The 18,890-nt window shown below is 59.3% G+C and carries 26 protein-coding genes and 5 tRNA genes; 4 read left to right on the forward strand and 27 right to left on the reverse strand.

What is annotated here, in order from left to right; all coding sequences use genetic code 11:
* Window positions 1-91: 91 nt before the first annotated feature.
* The 16 genes from rplA to rpe form a co-directional block, all read right to left on the reverse strand.
* Window positions 92-787 carry a 50S ribosomal protein L1 gene (gene rplA / locus IC609_RS04480; protein WP_191818237.1) on the reverse strand — a complete coding sequence of 232 codons (696 nt, stop codon included), beginning with the start codon at window positions 785-787 and terminating at the stop codon, window positions 92-94.
* On the reverse strand, window positions 788-1,219 hold the full coding sequence (gene rplK / locus IC609_RS04485; protein WP_062407242.1) for a 50S ribosomal protein L11: 432 nt from the start codon (window positions 1,217-1,219) through the stop codon (window positions 788-790).
* A 128-nt stretch (window positions 1,220-1,347) separates the two neighbouring features.
* Window positions 1,348-1,929, reverse strand: coding sequence for a transcription termination/antitermination protein NusG (gene nusG / locus IC609_RS04490; RefSeq protein WP_191818238.1), 582 nt, complete (start codon window positions 1,927-1,929; stop codon window positions 1,348-1,350).
* Window positions 1,929-2,312, reverse strand: coding sequence for a preprotein translocase subunit SecE (gene secE, locus IC609_RS04495; RefSeq protein ID WP_191818239.1), 384 nt, complete (start codon window positions 2,310-2,312; stop codon window positions 1,929-1,931). Before secE ends, nusG begins: the two co-directional genes overlap by 1 nt.
* A 97-nt stretch (window positions 2,313-2,409) precedes the next feature.
* A tRNA-Trp gene (locus tag IC609_RS04500) sits at window positions 2,410-2,485 on the reverse strand.
* Between the two features lie 12 nt (window positions 2,486-2,497).
* Window positions 2,498-3,688: an elongation factor Tu gene (tuf, locus tag IC609_RS04505; protein ID WP_191818240.1), complete on the reverse strand. Its 1,191-nt coding sequence runs from the start codon at window positions 3,686-3,688 to the stop codon at window positions 2,498-2,500.
* 73 nt (window positions 3,689-3,761) lie between these two features.
* Window positions 3,762-3,836, reverse strand: a tRNA-Thr gene (locus tag IC609_RS04510).
* Between the two features lie 30 nt (window positions 3,837-3,866).
* Window positions 3,867-3,940 (reverse strand) — tRNA-Gly (locus IC609_RS04515).
* Between the two features lie 87 nt (window positions 3,941-4,027).
* Window positions 4,028-4,113 (reverse strand) — tRNA-Tyr (locus IC609_RS04520).
* A gap of 60 nt (window positions 4,114-4,173) precedes the next feature.
* A complete protein-coding gene (locus IC609_RS04525; RefSeq protein WP_191818241.1) occupies window positions 4,174-4,914 on the reverse strand; it encodes a uracil-DNA glycosylase in 741 nt (246 codons plus the stop codon).
* Between the two features lie 8 nt (window positions 4,915-4,922).
* Window positions 4,923-5,711, reverse strand: a complete 789-nt coding sequence (trpC, locus tag IC609_RS04530; protein ID WP_191818242.1) for an indole-3-glycerol phosphate synthase TrpC — start codon at window positions 5,709-5,711, stop codon at window positions 4,923-4,925.
* 18 nt (window positions 5,712-5,729) lie between these two features.
* Complete coding sequence (gene trpD, locus IC609_RS04535) at window positions 5,730-6,761, reverse strand: anthranilate phosphoribosyltransferase (RefSeq protein WP_191818243.1); 1,032 nt, start codon at window positions 6,759-6,761, stop codon at window positions 5,730-5,732.
* A 23-nt stretch (window positions 6,762-6,784) separates the two neighbouring features.
* Window positions 6,785-7,366, reverse strand: coding sequence for an anthranilate synthase component II (locus IC609_RS04540; protein WP_191818244.1), 582 nt, complete (start codon window positions 7,364-7,366; stop codon window positions 6,785-6,787).
* Between the two features lie 5 nt (window positions 7,367-7,371).
* Window positions 7,372-8,871 (reverse strand): anthranilate synthase component I, encoded by a 1,500-nt coding sequence (gene trpE, locus IC609_RS04545; RefSeq protein WP_191818245.1) that lies wholly within the window; start codon window positions 8,869-8,871, stop codon window positions 7,372-7,374.
* A 261-nt stretch (window positions 8,872-9,132) separates the two neighbouring features.
* Window positions 9,133-9,837, reverse strand: coding sequence for a phosphoglycolate phosphatase (gph, locus tag IC609_RS04550; protein WP_191818246.1), 705 nt, complete (start codon window positions 9,835-9,837; stop codon window positions 9,133-9,135).
* Between the two features lies 1 nt (window position 9,838).
* Window positions 9,839-10,519: a ribulose-phosphate 3-epimerase gene (rpe, locus tag IC609_RS04555; protein ID WP_191818247.1), complete on the reverse strand. Its 681-nt coding sequence runs from the start codon at window positions 10,517-10,519 to the stop codon at window positions 9,839-9,841.
* 28 nt (window positions 10,520-10,547) lie between these two features.
* On the opposite strand from rpe, the gene apaG reads away from it, so the two are divergent.
* From apaG to IC609_RS04575, 4 genes are read left to right on the forward strand one after another with little or no spacing between them, the layout of a single operon-like run.
* Window positions 10,548-10,946, forward strand: a complete 399-nt coding sequence (gene apaG, locus IC609_RS04560) for a Co2+/Mg2+ efflux protein ApaG (RefSeq protein ID WP_191818248.1) — start codon at window positions 10,548-10,550, stop codon at window positions 10,944-10,946.
* Window positions 10,947-10,978: 32 nt separating this feature from the next.
* On the forward strand, window positions 10,979-11,944 hold the full coding sequence (gene thiL, locus IC609_RS04565) for a thiamine-phosphate kinase (RefSeq protein WP_191818249.1): 966 nt from the start codon (window positions 10,979-10,981) through the stop codon (window positions 11,942-11,944).
* A complete protein-coding gene (locus tag IC609_RS04570) occupies window positions 11,941-12,459 on the forward strand; it encodes a phosphatidylglycerophosphatase A family protein (protein ID WP_191818250.1) in 519 nt (172 codons plus the stop codon). The genes thiL and IC609_RS04570 overlap by 4 nt, the downstream gene beginning before the upstream one ends.
* On the forward strand, window positions 12,459-12,935 hold the full coding sequence (locus IC609_RS04575) for a CinA family protein (RefSeq protein ID WP_191818251.1): 477 nt from the start codon (window positions 12,459-12,461) through the stop codon (window positions 12,933-12,935). Before IC609_RS04570 ends, IC609_RS04575 begins: the two co-directional genes overlap by 1 nt.
* A 54-nt stretch (window positions 12,936-12,989) precedes the next feature.
* On the opposite strand, the gene IC609_RS04580 is transcribed toward IC609_RS04575, so the two are convergent.
* The 11 genes from IC609_RS04580 to rpsE form a co-directional block, all read right to left on the reverse strand.
* Window positions 12,990-13,066, reverse strand: a tRNA-Met gene (locus tag IC609_RS04580).
* A 19-nt stretch (window positions 13,067-13,085) separates the two neighbouring features.
* Entirely contained in the window at window positions 13,086-13,472 is a 387-nt protein-coding gene (rplQ, locus tag IC609_RS04585) for a 50S ribosomal protein L17 (protein ID WP_191818252.1), read from the reverse strand.
* Window positions 13,473-13,554: 82 nt separating this feature from the next.
* Complete coding sequence (locus tag IC609_RS04590) at window positions 13,555-14,547, reverse strand: DNA-directed RNA polymerase subunit alpha (protein ID WP_191818253.1); 993 nt, start codon at window positions 14,545-14,547, stop codon at window positions 13,555-13,557.
* Between the two features lie 104 nt (window positions 14,548-14,651).
* Window positions 14,652-15,275 carry a 30S ribosomal protein S4 gene (gene rpsD, locus IC609_RS04595; protein WP_191818254.1) on the reverse strand — a complete coding sequence of 208 codons (624 nt, stop codon included), beginning with the start codon at window positions 15,273-15,275 and terminating at the stop codon, window positions 14,652-14,654.
* Between the two features lie 90 nt (window positions 15,276-15,365).
* Window positions 15,366-15,770, reverse strand: coding sequence for a 30S ribosomal protein S11 (rpsK, locus tag IC609_RS04600; RefSeq protein WP_191818255.1), 405 nt, complete (start codon window positions 15,768-15,770; stop codon window positions 15,366-15,368).
* Between the two features lie 19 nt (window positions 15,771-15,789).
* Window positions 15,790-16,155: a 30S ribosomal protein S13 gene (rpsM, locus tag IC609_RS04605; RefSeq protein WP_191818256.1), complete on the reverse strand. Its 366-nt coding sequence runs from the start codon at window positions 16,153-16,155 to the stop codon at window positions 15,790-15,792.
* 24 nt (window positions 16,156-16,179) lie between these two features.
* Complete coding sequence (rpmJ, locus tag IC609_RS04610) at window positions 16,180-16,293, reverse strand: 50S ribosomal protein L36 (protein ID WP_011481465.1); 114 nt, start codon at window positions 16,291-16,293, stop codon at window positions 16,180-16,182.
* Between the two features lie 95 nt (window positions 16,294-16,388).
* A complete protein-coding gene (secY, locus tag IC609_RS04615) occupies window positions 16,389-17,708 on the reverse strand; it encodes a preprotein translocase subunit SecY (protein WP_191818257.1) in 1,320 nt (439 codons plus the stop codon).
* 22 nt (window positions 17,709-17,730) lie between these two features.
* The gene (gene rplO / locus IC609_RS04620; RefSeq protein ID WP_191818258.1) at window positions 17,731-18,162 is read right to left on the reverse strand and encodes a 50S ribosomal protein L15; all 432 of its coding nucleotides are present in this window, start codon (window positions 18,160-18,162) and stop codon (window positions 17,731-17,733) included.
* A gap of 10 nt (window positions 18,163-18,172) precedes the next feature.
* Window positions 18,173-18,355 (reverse strand): 50S ribosomal protein L30, encoded by a 183-nt coding sequence (gene rpmD, locus IC609_RS04625; RefSeq protein ID WP_191818259.1) that lies wholly within the window; start codon window positions 18,353-18,355, stop codon window positions 18,173-18,175.
* Between the two features lie 14 nt (window positions 18,356-18,369).
* Window positions 18,370-18,888, reverse strand: a complete 519-nt coding sequence (rpsE, locus tag IC609_RS04630) for a 30S ribosomal protein S5 (protein ID WP_191818260.1) — start codon at window positions 18,886-18,888, stop codon at window positions 18,370-18,372.
* Window positions 18,889-18,890 lie beyond the last annotated feature (2 nt).

Genomic DNA, 18,890 nt, shown 5'->3' on the forward strand with positions numbered 1-18,890 from the left:
ACGGTCTTGGATGGCCTGCAGTCTTTTTTTCAAAAGATTGCAGCCCACCACATTGAGCCGACCCGAAGGTCTGCTCAAATCTTTACCGCAATCAAGCTGCGATGGTTTGTGTGTCGACGCGAACGCCCACACCCATGGTCGAAGACACCGCCACTTTGCGCAGGTAAACACCCTTGCTGGAAGCGGGCTTGGCTTTGTTCAGCGCGTCGATCAGCGCGGCCAGGTTGCCCTGCAGCTTGTCGGCGTCGAACGAGCGACGGCCGATCGTGCCGTGCACGATACCGGCTTTGTCCACGCGGAACTGCACTTGACCAGCTTTGGCGTTTTTCACGGCAGTGGCCACGTCAGGTGTCACGGTACCGACTTTGGGGTTAGGCATCAGACCACGTGGGCCCAGGATTTGACCCAAAGTACCCACAACGCGCATCGCGTCAGGAGCAGCGATCACCACGTCGAAAGGCATGTCACCGGCCTTGACTTGTGCAGCCAGGTCGTCCATGCCAACCACGTCAGCACCAGCGGCGCGGGCTTCGTCCGCCTTGGCACCTTGGGCGAACACAGCCACGCGGGCGGTCTTGCCAGTGCCGTTGGGCAGCACAACGGCGCCACGGACCACTTGGTCAGATTTCTTGGCATCGATGCCGAGCTGCACGGCCACGTCGATGGACTCATCGAACTTGGCGGTTGCCGCTTCTTTGACGATGACCAGAGCGTCAGCCAGTGCGTACAGCTTGTTGCTGTCCACTTTGCCAGCCAAGGCTTTTTGCTTTTTGGTGAGCTTGGACATTTACACGCCCTCCACATTCACGCCCATGGAACGGGCAGTACCAGCGATGGTGCGAACGGCAGCGTCCAGATCGGCAGCTGTCAGATCTTTCATCTTGGTTTTGGCGATTTCTTCCAGCTGAGCGCGGGTGATCTTGCCAACCTTTTCCAGACCTGGCTTGGTCGAAGCCTTGTCGATCTTGATGGACTTCTTGATCAAGGTCGCTGCGGGCGGGGTCTTGATGATGAAGGTGAAGGATTTGTCTGCAAACGCAGTGATGACCACTGGCAATGGCAGGCCCGGCTCGACGCCTTGGGTCTGGGCGTTGAACGCCTTGCAGAATTCCATGATGTTCAGACCACGTTGACCCAATGCTGGGCCAATGGGTGGCGATGGATTGGCTTTACCAGCTGGCACTTGCAGCTTGATGAAGCCGACGATTTTTTTCGCCATGCTTTTCTCCTTGCGGGTGATAACGCTCTGTCGAGCTCCCCGGGGTTAACGACTCTTTTTCAAAGCAAGCCACCGAGTCGGGTAGCGGCCTGCCGATTCGCTGGGTGGTCCGTGAACCACCCAGAACATCAGGTCTTCTCGACTTGACTGAATTCCAGCTCAACCGGCGTGGCACGACCAAAGATCGTGACCGACACGCGCATCTTGTTGCGCTCGTAGTTGACTTCTTCGACGGTGCCATTGAAATCGGTGAACGGGCCTTCTTTGACGCGCACATATTCACCCACTTCAAACTCCACCTTGTGGCGAGGTTTGTCGGTGCCTTCCTGCATCTGGTTCACGATCTTCAGGACATCGTCCTCAGAGATCGGCGCCGGACGGTTCTTGGCACCCCCCACAAAACCCGTCACCTTGTTGGTGTGCTTCACCAGGTGCCAGGTTTCGTCATTCATCACCATTTCCACCAACACATAGCCGGGGAAAAACTTGCGCTCGGTGGTGCGCTTTTGGCCATTCTTGACCTCAACCACTTCTTCGGTCGGCACCAAAATGCGACCGAACTTGTCTTGCATGCCGGTGCGGTTGATGCGCTCGATGATGTTGCGCTCAACGGCTTTTTCCATGCCCGAATAGGCATGGACCACGTACCACTTCAGATCAGGATTCGTGGAATCGCCAGCCTGGGGAGCATTGACCAGTGCATCACTCATTATTTTTTCCACCCCAGAATCAAGTCGTAAAACACCCACTCAAGGGTCTTGTCGGTCAGCCACAAAAACACAGCCATGACCAACACAAAGACAAACACGTAAGCCGTGATCTGCATGGCCTCTTTGCGCTCGGGCCACACCACTTTTTTGACTTCGCGAACCGCGTCGCGGCCAAAGGCCACCAGCTGACGACCGGACTCGGAAGTCAGGAACACCACCACAGCGACAGCCGCAGCCGCCAACAAGCCAGCCCACTGGGCCAGCGGGCCTTGCTTGGCCAGCAGGTAGTAGGCCACCAGACCGGCAATCAGCACGGCCACAGCGGCTGCGACCCGGGCTTTGTCAGCGGTCGAGTTGACGGTTTGTACTTCAGACGTTGCCATATTGGCTTCGAGACCTTTGTGAGTCCTGCAAAAACAGGCACTTATCAGACACGGAAGCCCGCCAGGTTCTGGCGGGCTTGAAATCCACCTTTTCAGGTGGCAGGGGCAGTAGGAATCGAACCTACAACCTTCGGTTTTGGAGACCGACGCTCTGCCAATTGAGCTATACCCCTACTTGAACCTCTTTAGGCGATGATCTTGGCAACGACGCCAGCGCCAACGGTACGGCCACCTTCGCGGATCGCGAAACGCAGACCTTCTTCCATGGCGATGGGGTTGATCAGCTTCACAGTGATCGACACGTTGTCGCCTGGCATCACCATCTCTTTGCCTTCTGGCAATTCGATCGCGCCTGTCACGTCAGTCGTACGGAAGTAGAACTGAGGACGGTAGTTGTTGAAGAAAGGCGTGTGACGGCCACCTTCGTCTTTGGACAAGACATAGATCTCGCCCGTGAAGTGGGTGTGCGGCTTGATCGAGCCGGGCTTGCACAGCACTTGGCCGCGCTCGACGTCTTCGCGCTTGGTGCCGCGCAGCAAGATACCCACGTTGTCGCCCGCTTGACCTTGGTCCAGCAGCTTGCGGAACATCTCAACGCCCGTGCAGGTGGTCTTGACCGTGTCTTTGATGCCCACGATTTCGATTTCTTCGCCGACCTTGATGATGCCGCGCTCGATACGGCCAGTCACCACAGTGCCGCGGCCAGAGATGGAGAACACGTCTTCCACCGGCATCAGGAACGAGCCGTCCACTGCGCGGTCAGGCGTAGGGATGTAGGTGTCCAGCGCTTCGGCCAGCTTGAAGATGGCTTGCTCGCCCAGAGGGCCTTTGTCGCCTTCCAGCGCCAGCTTGGCAGAACCTTGCACGATCGGTGTGTCGTCGCCTGGGAAGTCGTACTTGGACAGGAGTTCGCGAACTTCCATCTCGACCAGTTCCAGCAGTTCAGCGTCGTCCACCATGTCGCACTTGTTCAGGAACACGATGATGTAAGGCACGCCCACTTGGCGAGCCAACAGGATGTGCTCGCGGGTCTGAGGCATGGGACCGTCAGCAGCAGAGCAAACCAAAATGGCGCCGTCCATCTGGGCAGCACCCGTGATCATGTTCTTCACATAGTCAGCGTGACCGGGGCAGTCCACGTGAGCGTAGTGACGGTTTTCTGTTTCGTACTCGACGTGCGCGGTGTTGATCGTGATACCACGGGCCTTCTCTTCGGGAGCCGCGTCGATCTGGTCGTACGCCTTGGCAGCACCGCCGAACTTGGCAGCCAGCACGGTGGTGATGGCCGCTGTCAGTGTGGTTTTACCGTGGTCAACGTGACCAATGGTGCCCACGTTCACGTGCGGTTTCGTCCGTTCGAATTTCTCTTTTGCCATTTTTCGACTCCGAAAAAAATTGTGGTCAAACTCAAGACAGAGGGCGCGCAGCCTGAAGCTGCGCGCCCGGAACTGGTGCCCTTGGCGGGAATCGGACCCGCGACCTCTCCCTTACCAAGGGAGTGCTCTACCACTGAGCCACAAGGGCAAAAATCTTCAACAACCCAAACCGGATGACTGGAGCGGGAAACGGGAATCGAACCCGTGTCATTAGCTTGGAAGGCTAAGGTTCTACCATTGAACTACTCCCGCATTGATTGCGCCACACGAGTGGTTGCGACGCCAATGCTTGGAAACCTTTTCCAAATGCTCAAAATCACCTGACTCAAGTCAGTTCGCTGGTGGAGGAGACTGGATTCGAACCAGTGTAGGCGTAAGCCAACAGATTTACAGTCTGCCCCCTTTAGCCACTCGGGCACCCCTCCGGAGCGAGCCTCAGATTATGCCACCTTTTTGGGTTCCGGCGCAATCTGCGTTGAACTTTTTCACCAAACGATGGTTTTTTGACCGTTTTCAGCCAGGAAGGCATTGGCCTGACGAAAATGGTCGCAACCCAGGAAAGGGGTGGGCGGTCGCAAAGCAGACAAGGGCGAAGGGTGGTTGGCTTCCAGGATCAGGTGCCGGCCCTGTGCAGCCACTGACTGGATCAGGCCTTTTTTGGCCTGGGCGTGACCACCCCAGAGCATGAACACCACAGGCCGAGGCCGAGCCGCAACCATCTCAACGAGCCGATCGGTGAGCGCCTCCCAGCCCCAGCGGGCATGGCTGGCCGGCTGGCCATCCTGAACGGTGAGGCAGGTGTTGAGCAGCAGCACACCCTGCCGCGCCCAACGGCTCAACGAACCATCTGCCGGCATGGGCACGCCCAGGCTGCGCTGCAGCTCCTTGAAGATGTTGCGCAAGCTGGGCGGCACTTTGACGCCCGGCGCCACGGAAAACGCCAGACCCTCGGCTTGGCCGGGGCCATGGTACGGGTCCTGCCCCAGGATGACCACACGCACATCTTCCAATGCGGTCAGGGTCAGCGCCCGCAAAGGCTCAGGGGGGTAAATGCGCTGGCCTTCGGCCAGGGCTTGCGACAAACGTGCCGACAGCTGCTGCCCGACCGGTGAAGCCCAAAACACCTCAACTGCGGGGCGCCAGGAAGGCGCCAAATTGAAGGTCGACGCTGGCCAGGCCTTCAAGCTCGGCACCTGCGGCGCTGCCCAGTCAAAGCCCTGCTGCATTCAGCGCCTCAGTCGAACAAGGCCGCCAAGGCCTCGCCTGGCTCGGCAGCGCGCATGAACGCCTCGCCCACCAGGAAGGCATTCACCTGGGCTTCGCGCATGCGTTGCACATCGACCTTGGACAGGATGCCGCTCTCGGTGACCAGCAGGCGGTCGGCAGGCACATCGGGCAGCATGTCGAGCGTGGTTTGCAGTGACACCTCGAACGTGCGCAGGTTGCGGTTGTTGATGCCCACCAGACGCGTCTTGAGTTTGAGCGCGCGCTCGAGTTCGGCGCGATCGTGCACCTCCACCAACACAGCCATGTCCAGGCTGCGGGCCACGGCTTCGAGCTCGGCCATCTTGGCATCGTCCAGGCAAGCGGCGATCAGCAAGATGCAGTCCGCGCCCATCGCGCGCGCTTCATAGACTTGGTAAGCATCGACCATGAAATCTTTGCGCAGCACGGGCAGGTCGCAACTGGCACGGGCCTGCTTGAGGTAATCGTTGCTGCCCTGAAAAAACTGTTTGTCGGTCAGCACCGACAGGCACGCCGCACCATGTGCTGCGTAGCTTTGGGCAATATCTGCCGGAATAAATTCCTCCCGCAGAACGCCTTTGGACGGGCTGGCTTTCTTGACTTCGGCAATGACCGCCGCCTGCCCAGCTTGGATCTTGGCACGCATCGCGCCTTCAAAATCACGGGTGAGCACGCGGCTCTCGGCATCTGCGCGCATGGCGGCCAATGATTTCTTTTTGAGGCCTTCGGCGATTTCTTCTCGCTTGACGGCCACTATTTTGTTGAGGATGTCGCTCATGGGGTGTCCTGTCAAAATTTAGGCGGGCGTGGCCTGGGTGAACGCCACGAACTGCGAGAGCTTGGCCTTGGCTGCGCCCGACTCGATGGCGGCACGGGCGCGTGCGATGCCGTCCTGGATGCTGGCCGTCACGTTGGCCGCATACAGCGCGGCACCCGCATTGAGGATCACGATGTCACGGGCCGCACCAGGCTCGTTGTCCAGCACGCCACGCAGCATGGCCATGGACTCTTCCGGCGTGTCCACCTTCAAGGCGCGGTTGCTCGCCATGGTCATGCCAAAGTCCTCGGGATGGATTTCATACTCGGTGATCTGGCCGTTCTTGAGTTCGCCCACCAAAGTGGCCGCACCCAGGCTGACCTCGTCCATGCCGTCTCGTCCATAGACCACCAACGCATGCTCGGCGCCCAGCCGCTGCAGGGCACGCACCTGGATGCCCACCAGATCAGGGTGGAACACCCCCATCAGGATGTTGGGTGCGCCTGCGGGGTTGGTCAGCGGCCCCAGGATGTTGAAAATGGTGCGCACGCCCAGCTCCTTGCGGACAGGCGCCACGTTCTTCATGGCCGGGTGGTGGTTGGGCGCGAACATGAAACCAATGCCCACCTCCTGGATGCACTGGGCGATGCGCTCCGGCGACAAACCGAGGCTGCCGCCCAGCGCCTCGATCACATCGGCACTGCCCGATTTGCTGCTGACACTGCGGCCACCGTGCTTGGCCGTCTTGGCGCCTGCGGCAGCGGCCACAAACATGGCGCAAGTCGAAATGTTGAAGGTGTGCGAGCCGTCACCGCCGGTGCCGACGATGTCCACCAGATGCGTCGGGTCAGGCACGTGCACCTTGGTGGAAAACTCGCGCATGACCTGCGCGGCTGCCGTGATCTCGCCAATGGTCTCCTTCTTCACGCGCAAGCCGGTGATCAGGGCCGCCGTCATGACGGGCGACAACTCGCCTTGCATGATCATGCGCATGATCTTGAGCATCTCGTCGTGGAAGATCTCGCGGTGCTCAATGGTGCGCTGCAGGGCTTCTTGAGGGGTGATGGGCATGGGGCTCTCCAATGCGGCCGGACTCAAGGTCGGACCAGGAAGTTCTTGAGCATGGCATGGCCGTGCTCGGTGAGGATGGACTCGGGGTGAAACTGCACCCCCTCGATGTCGAGTTCGGTGTGGCGCACCCCCATGATCTCGCCATCATCGGTCCAGGCCGTGACTTTGAGGCACGCCGGGCAGCTCGCACGCTCAATGGCCAGCGAGTGGTAGCGGTTGACCGTGAACTGTTTGGGCAAACCGGCGAATACGCCTTCTTGCGTGGTGGTGATGACACTGGTCTTGCCATGCATTTGCTCCTGGGCGCGCACAATCTTGCCCCCAAACGCCGCGCCAATGCCCTGGTGTCCCAAACACACACCCAGAATGGGCAGTTGACCGGCAAAGTGCTGGATGGCCGCCACCGAAATACCCGCCTCGGCAGGTGAGCAGGGACCGGGCGAAATCACCAGACGGTCGGGCTTGCGGGCCGCGATGCCTTCGAGGGTGATTTCGTCGTTGCGAAACACTTCGACGTCAGCACCGAGCTCACCGAAATATTGAACGATGTTGAAGGTGAACGAATCGTAGTTGTCCACCATGAGGAGTTTGATTTTCTGCGTCATGGTGTTCACTCCAGGCCTTCTTCGACCAGTTCGCTGGCGCGCAGCAAGGCACGCGCCTTGTGCTCGGTTTCGCGCCACTCCATCTCGGGCACCGAGTCAGCCACAACGCCTGCAGCCGCCTGAACATACAGCGTCTGGTCCTTGATGACAGCAGTGCGGATGGCAATGGCCACATCCATGTCGCCGGCATAGCTGAGGTAACCACACGCGCCACCATAAATGCCCCGCTTGACGGGCTCAAACTTGTCGATCAGCTCCATGGCGTGGACCTTGGGCGCGCCCGTCAGCGTGCCGGCCGGGAAGGTGGCTTTGAGCACATCCATGTTGGTCATGCCTTCGTGCAGGATGCCTTCAACGTTGCTCACGATGTGCATCACGTGGCTGTAGCGCTCCACCACAAAGGCCTCGGTCACCTTGACCGAACCGATCTTGGCAATGCGGCCAATGTCGTTGCGGGCCAGGTCGATCAGCATCACATGCTCTGCGCGTTCCTTGGGGTCGTCCAGCAGCTCCTGTTCGGTGGCTTTGTCTTTTTCGGGCGTGGCGCCGCGTGGGCGCGTGCCTGCGAGCGGGCGGATGGTGACCTTGGTGCCCTCTTCCGTCTTTTCCTGGCGCACCAGGATTTCCGGGCTCGCGCCAACCACATGGAAGTCGCCAAAGTTGTAGAAGTACATGTACGGGCTCGGGTTGAGCGAGCGCAAAGCGCGGTAGAGCGACAGCGGGCTCTCGGTGTAACGCTTCTTGATGCGCTGGCCCACCTGCACCTGCATGAAGTCACCGGCCGCAATCAGCTCCTTGGCTTCTTCAACCGCACGCAGGTAATCGGCTTTGGCAAAGTCCCGCTCGGCCGGGTAAGTCTGCGTGGCCTTGACCACTGGCGCACTGACCGAGTACTTGAGTTGCTCCTTGAGGTCGCGCAAACGCTTTTTGGCATTGGCATAGGCCTCTGGCTGCGCCGGGTCGGCATACACGATCAGGTACAGCTTGCCCGAGAGGTTGTCGATGACCGCCAACTCCTCGCACTGCAGCAGCAGGATGTCGGGCGTGCCCAGGGTGTCGGGCGGGCAACTGTGTTCGAGTTTTTTCTCGATGTAGCGCACCGCGTCGTAGCCAAAGTAGCCCGCCAAACCACCGCAAAAACGCGGCAAGCCCGGGCGCAGTGCCACTTTAAAACGCTTTTGGTAGGCGTCGATGAAGTCGAGCGGATTGCCCGCAGCGGTTTCCACCACCACGCCGTCGCGCACGACTTCGGATTTGGCCTCGTCACCAAAGCCGCTGGCACGCACCAGGGTGCGCGCGGGCAGGCCGATGAAGCTGTAGCGCCCGAAGCGCTCACCGCCCACCACGGACTCGAGCAGGAAGCTGTATTTGCCGCCATCCTTGCTGTGCGCCAGCTTCAGATAGAGCGAAAGCGGGGTTTCGAGGTCCGCAAACGCCTCCAGCATGAGGGGGATGCGGTTGTAGCCTTGGCTGGCCAGGCTTTTGAATTCGAGTTCGGTGATCACGGCAAAGAGCCTCCAAGTGAGCTCTGCAACCTCGCGGGAGGTGCGTTCAATTCATCCAGGTGCCCGGCAAAGTGCGGGGCGCGGGTGGCGGCACACAGGCCGCACGGTCGGTGAAAGTCAGACTGGCTGACGCCAGGGCCAGGCTCCCCGGCCTTCCGATGGGGAAAGGCCCGGCAGAACGTCTGCGTGGGAGCGACTTGGGATGTTGAACATGAGGCCTCAAGTGTAGCAAAGCCCCGAGAGCGTTCTGGCGTGCATCCGTCAAAGCGCTTTAGGGGCCCAGACAGCCGGCAATTGCGCCAGGGAATCGAGCCAGGCCAGAGCAGGCGTTTGCTGGATCGGCTCGCCATGGTTGTAGCCATAAGTCACCAGCACCACCTCGCAGCCCGCCGCACGGGCCGCCTGGGCGTCGTTGCAGGAGTCGCCAACCATCAAGGTGTGTGCGGGCAGCGTGCCTAAGGCTTCACAGGTCTTGAGTAAGGGCAACGGGTCAGGCTTTTTGCGCTCAAAGCTGTCACCGCCAAAAACCAGCGGAAAAAAACCGGCCAGGCCCTTGGCTTCGAGCAGTGGCCGGGCAAAGGCGATGGGCTTGTTGGTCAGGCACGCCAGTTGTAAACCCGCCTCCTGCAAAAGCGCCAACCCCTCCACCACGCCCTCATAGACCGCAGCAAACTCGCCATTGATGCCCAGGTAATGGTGCTGGTAACGCTGCCAGGCGGGCTCATACAGCGCCTGGACATCGCGCCCTGCGCATGCGCCCACCTCGGGCAAGGCCAGCTGGTGGGCGAGCACCGAGCGGATCAGGTGCTCCGAGCCCTTACCCACCGTCCGCTCGACCAGGGCGCGCGTCACCGGCGGCAAATCGAGATCGGCGAGTGTGCGGTTGAGGGCGACCTCGAAGTCACCCAGGGTGTCGACCAGGGTGCCATCGAGGTCAACAATGGCCGCTTTCCAGCGCACGGCCATGTCAGGCGAGCGCTGCGCGCATCTGGTCGATCACGGCCTTGTAGTCGGGCTTGCCAAAGATCGCGCTGCCCGCCACAAAGGTGTCCGCCCCGGCATCGGCCACACGGCGGATGTTGTCGGCCTTGATGCCACCATCCACTTCCAGGCGGATGTCACGGCCACTGCGCTCGATCCACTGACGTGCCAACTCGACCTTGCGCAGGGCAGAGTCGATAAAGCTCTGACCACCGAAGCCGGGGTTGACGCTCATGATCAGGATCAGGTCGATCTCGTCGATCGTCCACTCCAGCACATCGAGCGGCTCGGCCGGGTTGAACACCAGACCGGCTTTCACGCCTTTGCTCTTGATGGCCTGGATGCTGCGGTGCACATGGGCACTGGCATCGGGGTGGAAGCTGATCAAATCGGCGCCGGCTTCGGCAAACGATGCCGCCAAAGCGTCCACAGGAGAGATCATCAGATGCACATCGATCGGCACCGCCACGCCTGCGGGCGTTTTGGCGTGCGGCTTCAGCGCCTGGCAAATCATGGGGCCGAACGTGAGGTTGGGCACATAGTGGTTGTCCATCACGTCAAAGTGAATCCAGTCAGCGCCGCTGGCGATGACGTTCTTCACTTCATCGCCCAAGCGGGCGAAATCAGCCGACAGGATGGAAGGGGCAATTCGGTAAGTGGTGCTCATGCCTCTATTGTCGCAGTTACCATGGCGCATGGCCGACTACCAATTCCACATCCAGACCGAGCCGCGTTACGTGCCCGAGCAGAGCAACCCCGAGCAACATGTCTTTGGCTTCGCCTACACGATCACCCTCACCAACACGGGGGCTGTGGCTGCCCAATTGATCTCCCGCCATTGGGTCATCCAGAACGGCCGGGGAGAAGCAGAAGAAGTCAGTGGCCTGGGCGTGGTGGGCCATCAGCCCTTGTTACAACCGGGTGAATCCTTTCAGTACACCAGCGGCTGCCGTCTGGCGACCGCCACAGGCAGCATGCACGGCGAGTTTTTCTTTGTGGCGGTGGATGGGCACCGTTTTGAATGCCCGGTCCCGCCATTCATGCTGGACGCCTCGGCCATTCCTGGCGCACCCGGTAGGCACCTGCTGCACTGAACCACGCCTTCATGAGCGGTTAAGCTTGCGCCATGGGTGAATTTGATCTGATCGACCGCTATTTCAAAAAGCCTGTTCGCCGCGCCGATGTGGGCATTGGCGACGACTGCGCTCTGCTGAGCGCTGCGCCCGGGCACCAGCTGGCCATTTCCACCGACATGCTGGTCGAAGGGCGCCACTTCCTTTCTACAGTCAATCCGCAGCATCTCGGCCACAAAGCGCTGGCTGTGAATCTGAGCGATCTGGCCGCGTGCGGCGCACGGCCCAAAGCGTTCTTGCTGTCACTGGCCCTGCCCCGTGTGGACCCTGCATGGCTGCAGAGCTTTTCCGAGGGCCTGTTTCAGCTGGCTGATTTGCATGCTTGTGAGCTGGTCGGTGGCGACACCACGCAAGGGCCGCTGAACATCTGCATCACCGTGCTGGGCGACGTACCACACGGTCAGGCTTTGTTGCGCAGTGGCGCCCGCGCAGGCGACGACCTGTACGTCAGCGGCACGCTGGGCGATGCGCGGCTGGCGCTGGAAGCGTTTCGTGGCCACATCAGCCTGCCCGAGTCGGTGTTTGCCGATACCCGCGCCCGCATGGAGACCCCGACGCCCCGTGTGCAGCTGGGCATGGCACTGAGGGGCATCGCCAGCGCAGCCGCAGACATCAGCGATGGCCTGCTGGGTGACCTCGGGCACATCCTGAAAGCCAGCGGCGTTGGCGCCGCCATTGATCTGCCTACGGCCGAGACCTTGCTGGCCTGCCGCGCCACATGGCACTGTCCGAGCGAGCTGGCCCACACCTGCATCCTGTCTGGCGGCGACGATTACGAATTGGTATTCACAGCCCCCACACACGCACGCGAGCAGGTGCTGGCGGCATCGGTGCAATCGCAGACCCCCGTGACCCGCATTGGCACCATCCGCGCGGCCCCAGGCATCGACGTGCTCGACGAGCAAGGCCAGGCGCTCAGGCGCCGCTTCACTTCGTTTGACCACTTTGCCGCCCCATGACCGACAAGGCTTCACCAGCTCCCCGACGCCCCAGCGCGGCGTTCATGCTCGCGCACCCGGCCCACTGCCTGGCTTTGGGCTTTGGCGCAGGCCTGGCGCCCAAAGCGCCGGGCACCTCTGGCACCTTGTGGGCCTGGTTGGCCTGGCTGGTGCTGCAAAACCAGCTCTCGGTCACGGCCCAAGGCGTTCTGATTGCGGCCAGCGTGCTGCTGGGCTGGTGGGCCTGCACCGTCACCGCCAAAAACCTGGGCGTCAGCGACCCGGGCTGCATCGTCTGGGATGAAGTGGTCGCGATGTGGCTGATTTTGTGGCTGGTTTTGCCTGCTGGTTTTTGGGCGCAACTGGCGGCGTTTGCCTTGTTTCGCTTTTTCGACGCGGTCAAGCCGGGCCCTGTGGCCTGGGCCGACCAACAGTTCAAGGGCTTTGGCTGGCGCGGCGGCTTGGGCATCCTGTGGGACGATCTGGTGGCCGCTTTTTGCACCTTGTTGGTGATCGCCCTGTGGCGCTGGATCTGATGGACATTCACCCCCTTTGCCAGGCCCTGGCCTCGTGCCTCATCGAGCGCAAATGGTTCATCGCCACGGCCGAAAGCTGCACAGGCGGCATGATTGCAGCGCGTTGCACCGATCTTGCGGGCTCCAGTGCCTGGTTCGAGCGCGGGTTTGTGACATATTCCAACGCCGCCAAACAGGAATTGCTGGGTGTAGACCCTGCGCTCATCCAGGCGCATGGCGCCGTGAGCGAAGCAGTGGCCAAAGCCATGGTGCTGGGGGCTTTCAACCACGCCAAAGTGCAAGCATCCGTTGCAGTCACCGGGGTGGCGGGGCCAAGTGGCGGGAGCGCAGACAAACCCGTGGGCACGGTCTGGTTGGCCTGGTGCATCAACGGTGCCGTGGATGCGCAAAAAATGGTTTTTGCCGGCGACCGGGCGGCTGTGCGTGAGGCCACCACAGCCCACGCACTGCAAGGCCTTTTGACACGGATTGCATGAACAAAAAAAGACCCGCATCAGCGGGTCTTTTTCAATGTCAGTCGAGACTGAATTTGGTTGCGGGGGCCGGATTTGAACCAACGACCTTTGGGTTATGAGCCCAACGAGCTACCAGACTGCTCCACCCCGCGGTAAGAGATGAATTATACCTTATTCTGCGGCCTGTTCGGGAGAAGAATCAGCGCGATCGACCAATTCGACCAAAGCCATCGGTGCGTTGTCGCCCACACGGAAACCCATTTTCAGGATACGTGTGTAGCCACCAGGACGCTTGGCAAAGCGGGGGCCCAGGTCGGCGAACAATTTGACGACGCTGTCGCGGTCGCGCAAGCGGTTGAATGCCAGACGCTTGTTGGCCAGCGAGTCTTCTTTGGCCAAGGTGATCATGGGTTCGATCACACGGCGCAGCTCTTTGGCTTTGGGCAATGTGGTCTTGATGACTTCGTGCTCGATGAGCGAGTTCATCATGTTGCGGAGCATCGCGAGGCGGTGCTCGCTGGTGCGGTTGAGTTTGCGGAGGCCGTGACCGTGACGCATGGTGCTTTCCTTTCTTTATTAAACAGGCAGCCGTATCAGGTACTGCCCGTGCACACCCCGGATTTTTTCCGGGAACTTGAAATTATCGCTTTTCCAGACCTGCAGGTGGCCAGGCTTCGAGCTTCATACCCAAAGTCAGACCGCGAGAGGCCAGAACTTCCTTGATTTCGTTGAGTGACTTGCGACCCAGGTTAGGGGTCTTGAGCAACTCGTTCTCGGTGCGCTGGATGAGGTCACCGATGTAGTAGATGTTTTCTGCTTTGAGGCAGTTGGCCGAACGAACCGTGAGTTCGAGCTCGTCCACAGGGCGCAACAGGATCGGATCGAAGTTGCCTGCACCACCGCGTTGAGCGGGTGCATCGAAAGCCGACAATTCGCCGCCTTCGAGCTGTGCGAACACAGCCAGCTGTTCGACCAGAATCTTGGCCGAAGCACGCACAGCGTCTTCAGCGGTGATGGCACCGTTGGTCTCGATTTCGAGAACCAGTTTGTCCAGATCGGTACGCTGTTCAACACGAGCGCTCTCGACGGTGTAGCTCACGCGCTGAACCGGGGAGAACGATGCATCCAGAACGATGCGACCCAACGCCTTGGTAGGCTCATCGGCGAAGCGACGCATGTTGCCGGGCACATAACCACGGCCTTTTTCAACCTTGATTTGCATGTCCAGCTTACCGCCTTGCGACAAGTTGGCAATCACGTGCTCGGGGTTGATGATTTCAACGTCGTGCGGTGTCTGGATGTCGGCAGCAGTGACGGCGCCTTCACCGTCCTTGCGCAGGCTCAGCGTGACTTCATCGCGGTTGTGGAGCTTGAACACCACGCCCTTGAGGTTCAACAAGATGTTGACCACGTCTTCCTGGACGCCATCGATGGACGAGTACTCATGCACCACGCCAGCAATGGTCACTTCGGTTGCTGAATAGCCGACCATGGAGGACAGCAGCACGCGACGCAGGGCATTGCCCAGCGTGTGGCCGTAGCCACGCTCGAAAGGCTCGAGTGTGACCTTGGCGCGGTTGGCCGCCAGTTGTTCGACCTGGATGGCTTTGGGTTTCAGCAGATTGGTTTGCATTCAGACTTCCTGTCAATACCCCCGGCTCGTTACACCGGTAAGGCTGATGAAGCACCCGGAGCCACCTTGCGCGGCGACCCGGGAACGATTGAAACGACTCAGAATTAACGCGAGTACAGTTCGACGATCAACGATTCGTTGATGTCGGCGCCGAATTCGTCACGATCAGGAACCTTCTTGAAGGTGCCTTCGGCTTTGTCGGCATTGACTTCGATCCAAGCGGGGATGCCCACTTGAGCCGCCAGTTGCAGAGCTTCAACCACGCGGTTTTGCTTCTTGGATTTTTCACGGACAGCGATCACGTCACCGGCCTTGACCAGGTAAGACGGGATGTTCACGGATTGACCGTTCACGGTGATCGCCTTGTGCGACACCAGCTGACGCGCTTCGGCACGTGTGGAGCCAAAGCCCATGCGGTACACCACATTGTCCAGGCGGCACTCGAGCAATGCGAGCAAGTTGGAGCCGGTGTTGCCTTTGCGGCGATCGGCTTCAGCGAAGTAGCGACGGAATTGCTTTTCCAGCACGCCGTACATGCGCTTGACTTTTTGCTTTTCGCGCAACTGCAGACCGTAGTCAGAGGTGCGCTGACCAGAAGTGCGGCCGTGCTGGCCTGGCTTGGTGTCGAATTTGGACTTGTCCGCGATCGAGCGACGTGCGCTCTTGAGGAACAGGTCGGTGCCTTCACGGCGGGAGAGTTTGGCCTTGGGGCCGAGGTAGCGTGCCACTTGGATTTCCTTTGATGTACAACTACCGCATTCTGAAAATGCGGGAGCCAGGCGATGCAAGCATGGCCTGGCGGTGGGCTTGGTGAAAAATTAGATGCGGCGGCGCTTTTGAGGGCGGCAGCCGTTGTGCGGCACAGGCGTCACGTCCGAGATGGAAGTGATGCGGATGCCCAGGGCGCCCAGGGCGCGCACAGAAGATTCACGGCCAGGACCTGGGCCCTTGATCTCGACGTCGAGATTCTTGATGCCTTGGTCTTGAGCAGCGCGACCAGCGACTTCAGAAGCAACCTGAGCTGCGAAAGGTGTCGATTTGCGCGAACCCTTGAAGCCCTGGCCACCGGAAGAAGCCCACGACAGAGCGTTGCCCTGACGGTCGGTGATCGTGATGATGGTGTTGTTGAACGAAGCGTGAACGTGTGCGATGCCGTCAGCAATGTTCTTGCGGACTTTTTTGCGGACACGCTGAGCTGCGCTGTTCGATGGTGATTTAGCCATAATGGTCTCTCAATCCTGATTATTTCTTCAGTGCTGCAGCGCCTTTGCGCGGACCCTTACGGGTACGGGCATTGGTACGTGTACGCTGACCACGCATTGGCAGACCGCGACGATGACGGAAACCGCGGTAGCAACCGATGTCCATCAAACGCTTGATGTTCATGGTGGTTTCACGACGCAGGTCACCTTCAATGGTGAATTCAGCGATGTGATCGCGAATTTTTTCCAGGTCACCGTCAGTCAGATCTTTGATCTTCTTGGAATACGCAATGTCGCAAGCTTCGCAGATTTTGCGAGCGCGGGTGCGACCAATACCGAAGATGGCGGTCAGGCCAATTTCAGTGTGTTTGTGCGGCGGAATGTTGATGCCAGCGATACGTGCCATTTTCGTCCTCTAAAACTAGTGCAATCAGCCTTGACGCTGTTTGTGACGTGGATCTGTGCAGATCACGCGAACAACGCCTTTGCGGCGAATGATCTTGCAGTTGCGGCAAATTTTCTTGACCGAAGCCGAAACTCTCATGGTTTTCTCCTAAAACTCTTCGTTTAACCCGACCCACAAGCCTGGTTGGAATGGTTGCCCCGCGTGCGGCGCAGAAATTCAAATTTTCAAACCCATCAGGACTTGAAGCTCGCTTTCTTCAAAAGCGAATCGTACTGTTGAGACATCAGGTAGTTTTGAACCTGCGCCATGAAATCCATGGTGACGACCACAATGATCATCAGCGAAGTTCCGCCAAAATAAAACGGAACATTGTATTTCAAGATCAGGAACTCGGGCAACAAACACACAAAAGTGATGTAAGCAGCGCCGACCAATGTCAATCTCAGCAAAATCTTGTCGATATAACGGGCAGTTTGATCACCAGGACGGATGCCGGGGATGAATGCACCGCTTTTCTTCAAGTTGTCCGCTGTTTCCCGGCTGTTGAACACCAACGCCGTGTAGAAGAAGCAGAAGAATATGATGGCTGCCGCATAGAACATGACATAGATCGGCTGACCTGGAGTCAATGCAGAGGCCACATCTTTGAAAAATGCGACGACAGGGTTGGTGGTTTCACCAGAGCTGAACCAGTTGATCACCGTTGCGGGCAGCAAAATGATCGACGAAGCAAAGATCGGAGGAATCACACCCGCCATGTTCAGCTTGAGCGGCAGGTGCGACGACTGACCGCCATACACCTTGTTGCCCACCTGACGGCGCGCATAGTTCACGAGAATCTTGCGCTGGCCTCGCTCGACAAACACCACAAAGTAAGTCACCAGGACCACCAGTGCGAGAATGAAGATCGAAACCAGAGGTCCCATCGCACCCGTGCGAACCAGCTCAAACAAGCCGCCCATGGCGTTCGGGAGACCGGCCGCGATACCTGCAAAAATCAGGATCGAAATGCCATTGCCCAGACCACGCTCGGTGATTTGTTCACCCAGCCACATCAGGAACATCGTGCCAGCGGTCAGGCTGATCACGGCAGTCATGCGGAAACCAAAACCAGGCTGAATCACCAGGCCCGCAGAAGCTTCCAACGCCATGGCGATACCCAGCGACTGGAACACTGCCAGCGCCAGAGCACCGAAACGCGTGTACTGCGTGATCTTGCGACGGCCCGCTTCGCCTTCTTTCTTGAGTTGCTCGAAAGCGGGCAACACGTAAGTCAGCAACTGCATCACGATGGACGCAGAGATGTAAGGCATGATGCCCAACGCGAACACAGTGAAGCGCGACAAGGCCCCACCCGAGAACATGTTGAACAGGCTCAAAATGCCGCCTTGCTGGCCATTGAACAACTGCTTGAGCTGATCAGGATCGATGCCCGGCACAGGGATATGCGCCCCGATGCGGTAGACCACCAGCGCGAGCAGCAAGAAGACCAGCCGACGACTGAGGTCACCGTACTTGCCTGACTTGGCTGTTGTATTAGCGCTGGTTGCCACGGACTTGCTCTTTCACCGACATTCAGGCCACGGAGCCACCAGCTGCCTCGATGGCAGCCTTGGCACCAGCGGTAGCACCAATGCCTGTCAGCTTGACGGCTTTGGTGAGTTCACCGGACTTGATGACTTTGACCACTTTGGCCAGCTGGGAAACGAGACCCGCTTGCTTGAGTGCCAACAGATCCACTTCGGCCAGACCCAGATCGCTCAGGGTGGACAAAGTGATTTCTGCATTGAACTTCAGCAGATGAGACTTGAAGCCACGCTTGGGCAGGCGACGCTGCAAAGGCATTTGACCGCCTTCGAAGCCCACTTTGTGGTAGCCACCCGAACGGGATTTTTGACCTTTGTGGCCACGGCCGGCGGTTTTACCCAGACCCGAACCGATACCACGGCCAACACGGCGTGCAGCGTGCTTGGCACCGGCTGCAGGTTTGATGCTATTGAGTTCCATCATCGGTCTCTCAGAGAACTTTGACCAGGTAGGCGATCTTGTTGATCATGCCGCGCACTGCAGGGGTGTCCTGCAATTCGCTGACGCTGTTGAGCTTGCGCAGACCCAGACCACGCACGGTGTCGCGGTGAGATTGCTTGCAACCGATGGGGCTGCGAACCAGCTGGATTTTCACGGTAGTTTGTGTAGACATGTTCCGTCTCCAGTTCAGGCGAAGATTTCTTCGACCGACTTGCCACGCTTGGCTGCCACTTCCGAGGCAGTTGTGCAGTTGGCCAGTGCGTCCAAAGTGGCGCGAACCATGTTGTAGGGGTTGGACGAACCGTGGCTCTTGGCCACGATGTCGGTGATGCCCACCACTTCAAAAACAGCGCGCATCGGGCCGCCAGCGATGATGCCGGTACCTTTGGGAGCCGGAGCCATCATCACACGGGCTGCGCCGTGGTGACCCATCACGGTGTGATGGATCGTGCCGTTCTTGAGCGCCACCTTTTTCAGGTTGCGACGGGCTTCTTCCATGGCCTTTTGCACGGCTGCAGGCACTTCTTTCGATTTGCCTTTGCCCATGCCGATGCGACCATCGCCATCACCCACCACGGTCAGTGCTGCGAAACCCAGGATACGGCCACCCTTGACCACCTTGGTGACGCGGTTGACCGCGATCATTTTTTCCCGCAGACCGTCCTCTGGACCATCGTTTTGGGGTTTTGCTTGAAATTTAGCCATTT

This window comes from Limnohabitans radicicola, from assembly GCF_014837235.1.
Taxonomy (GTDB): Bacteria; Pseudomonadota; Gammaproteobacteria; order Burkholderiales; family Burkholderiaceae_C; genus Limnohabitans_A; species Limnohabitans_A radicicola.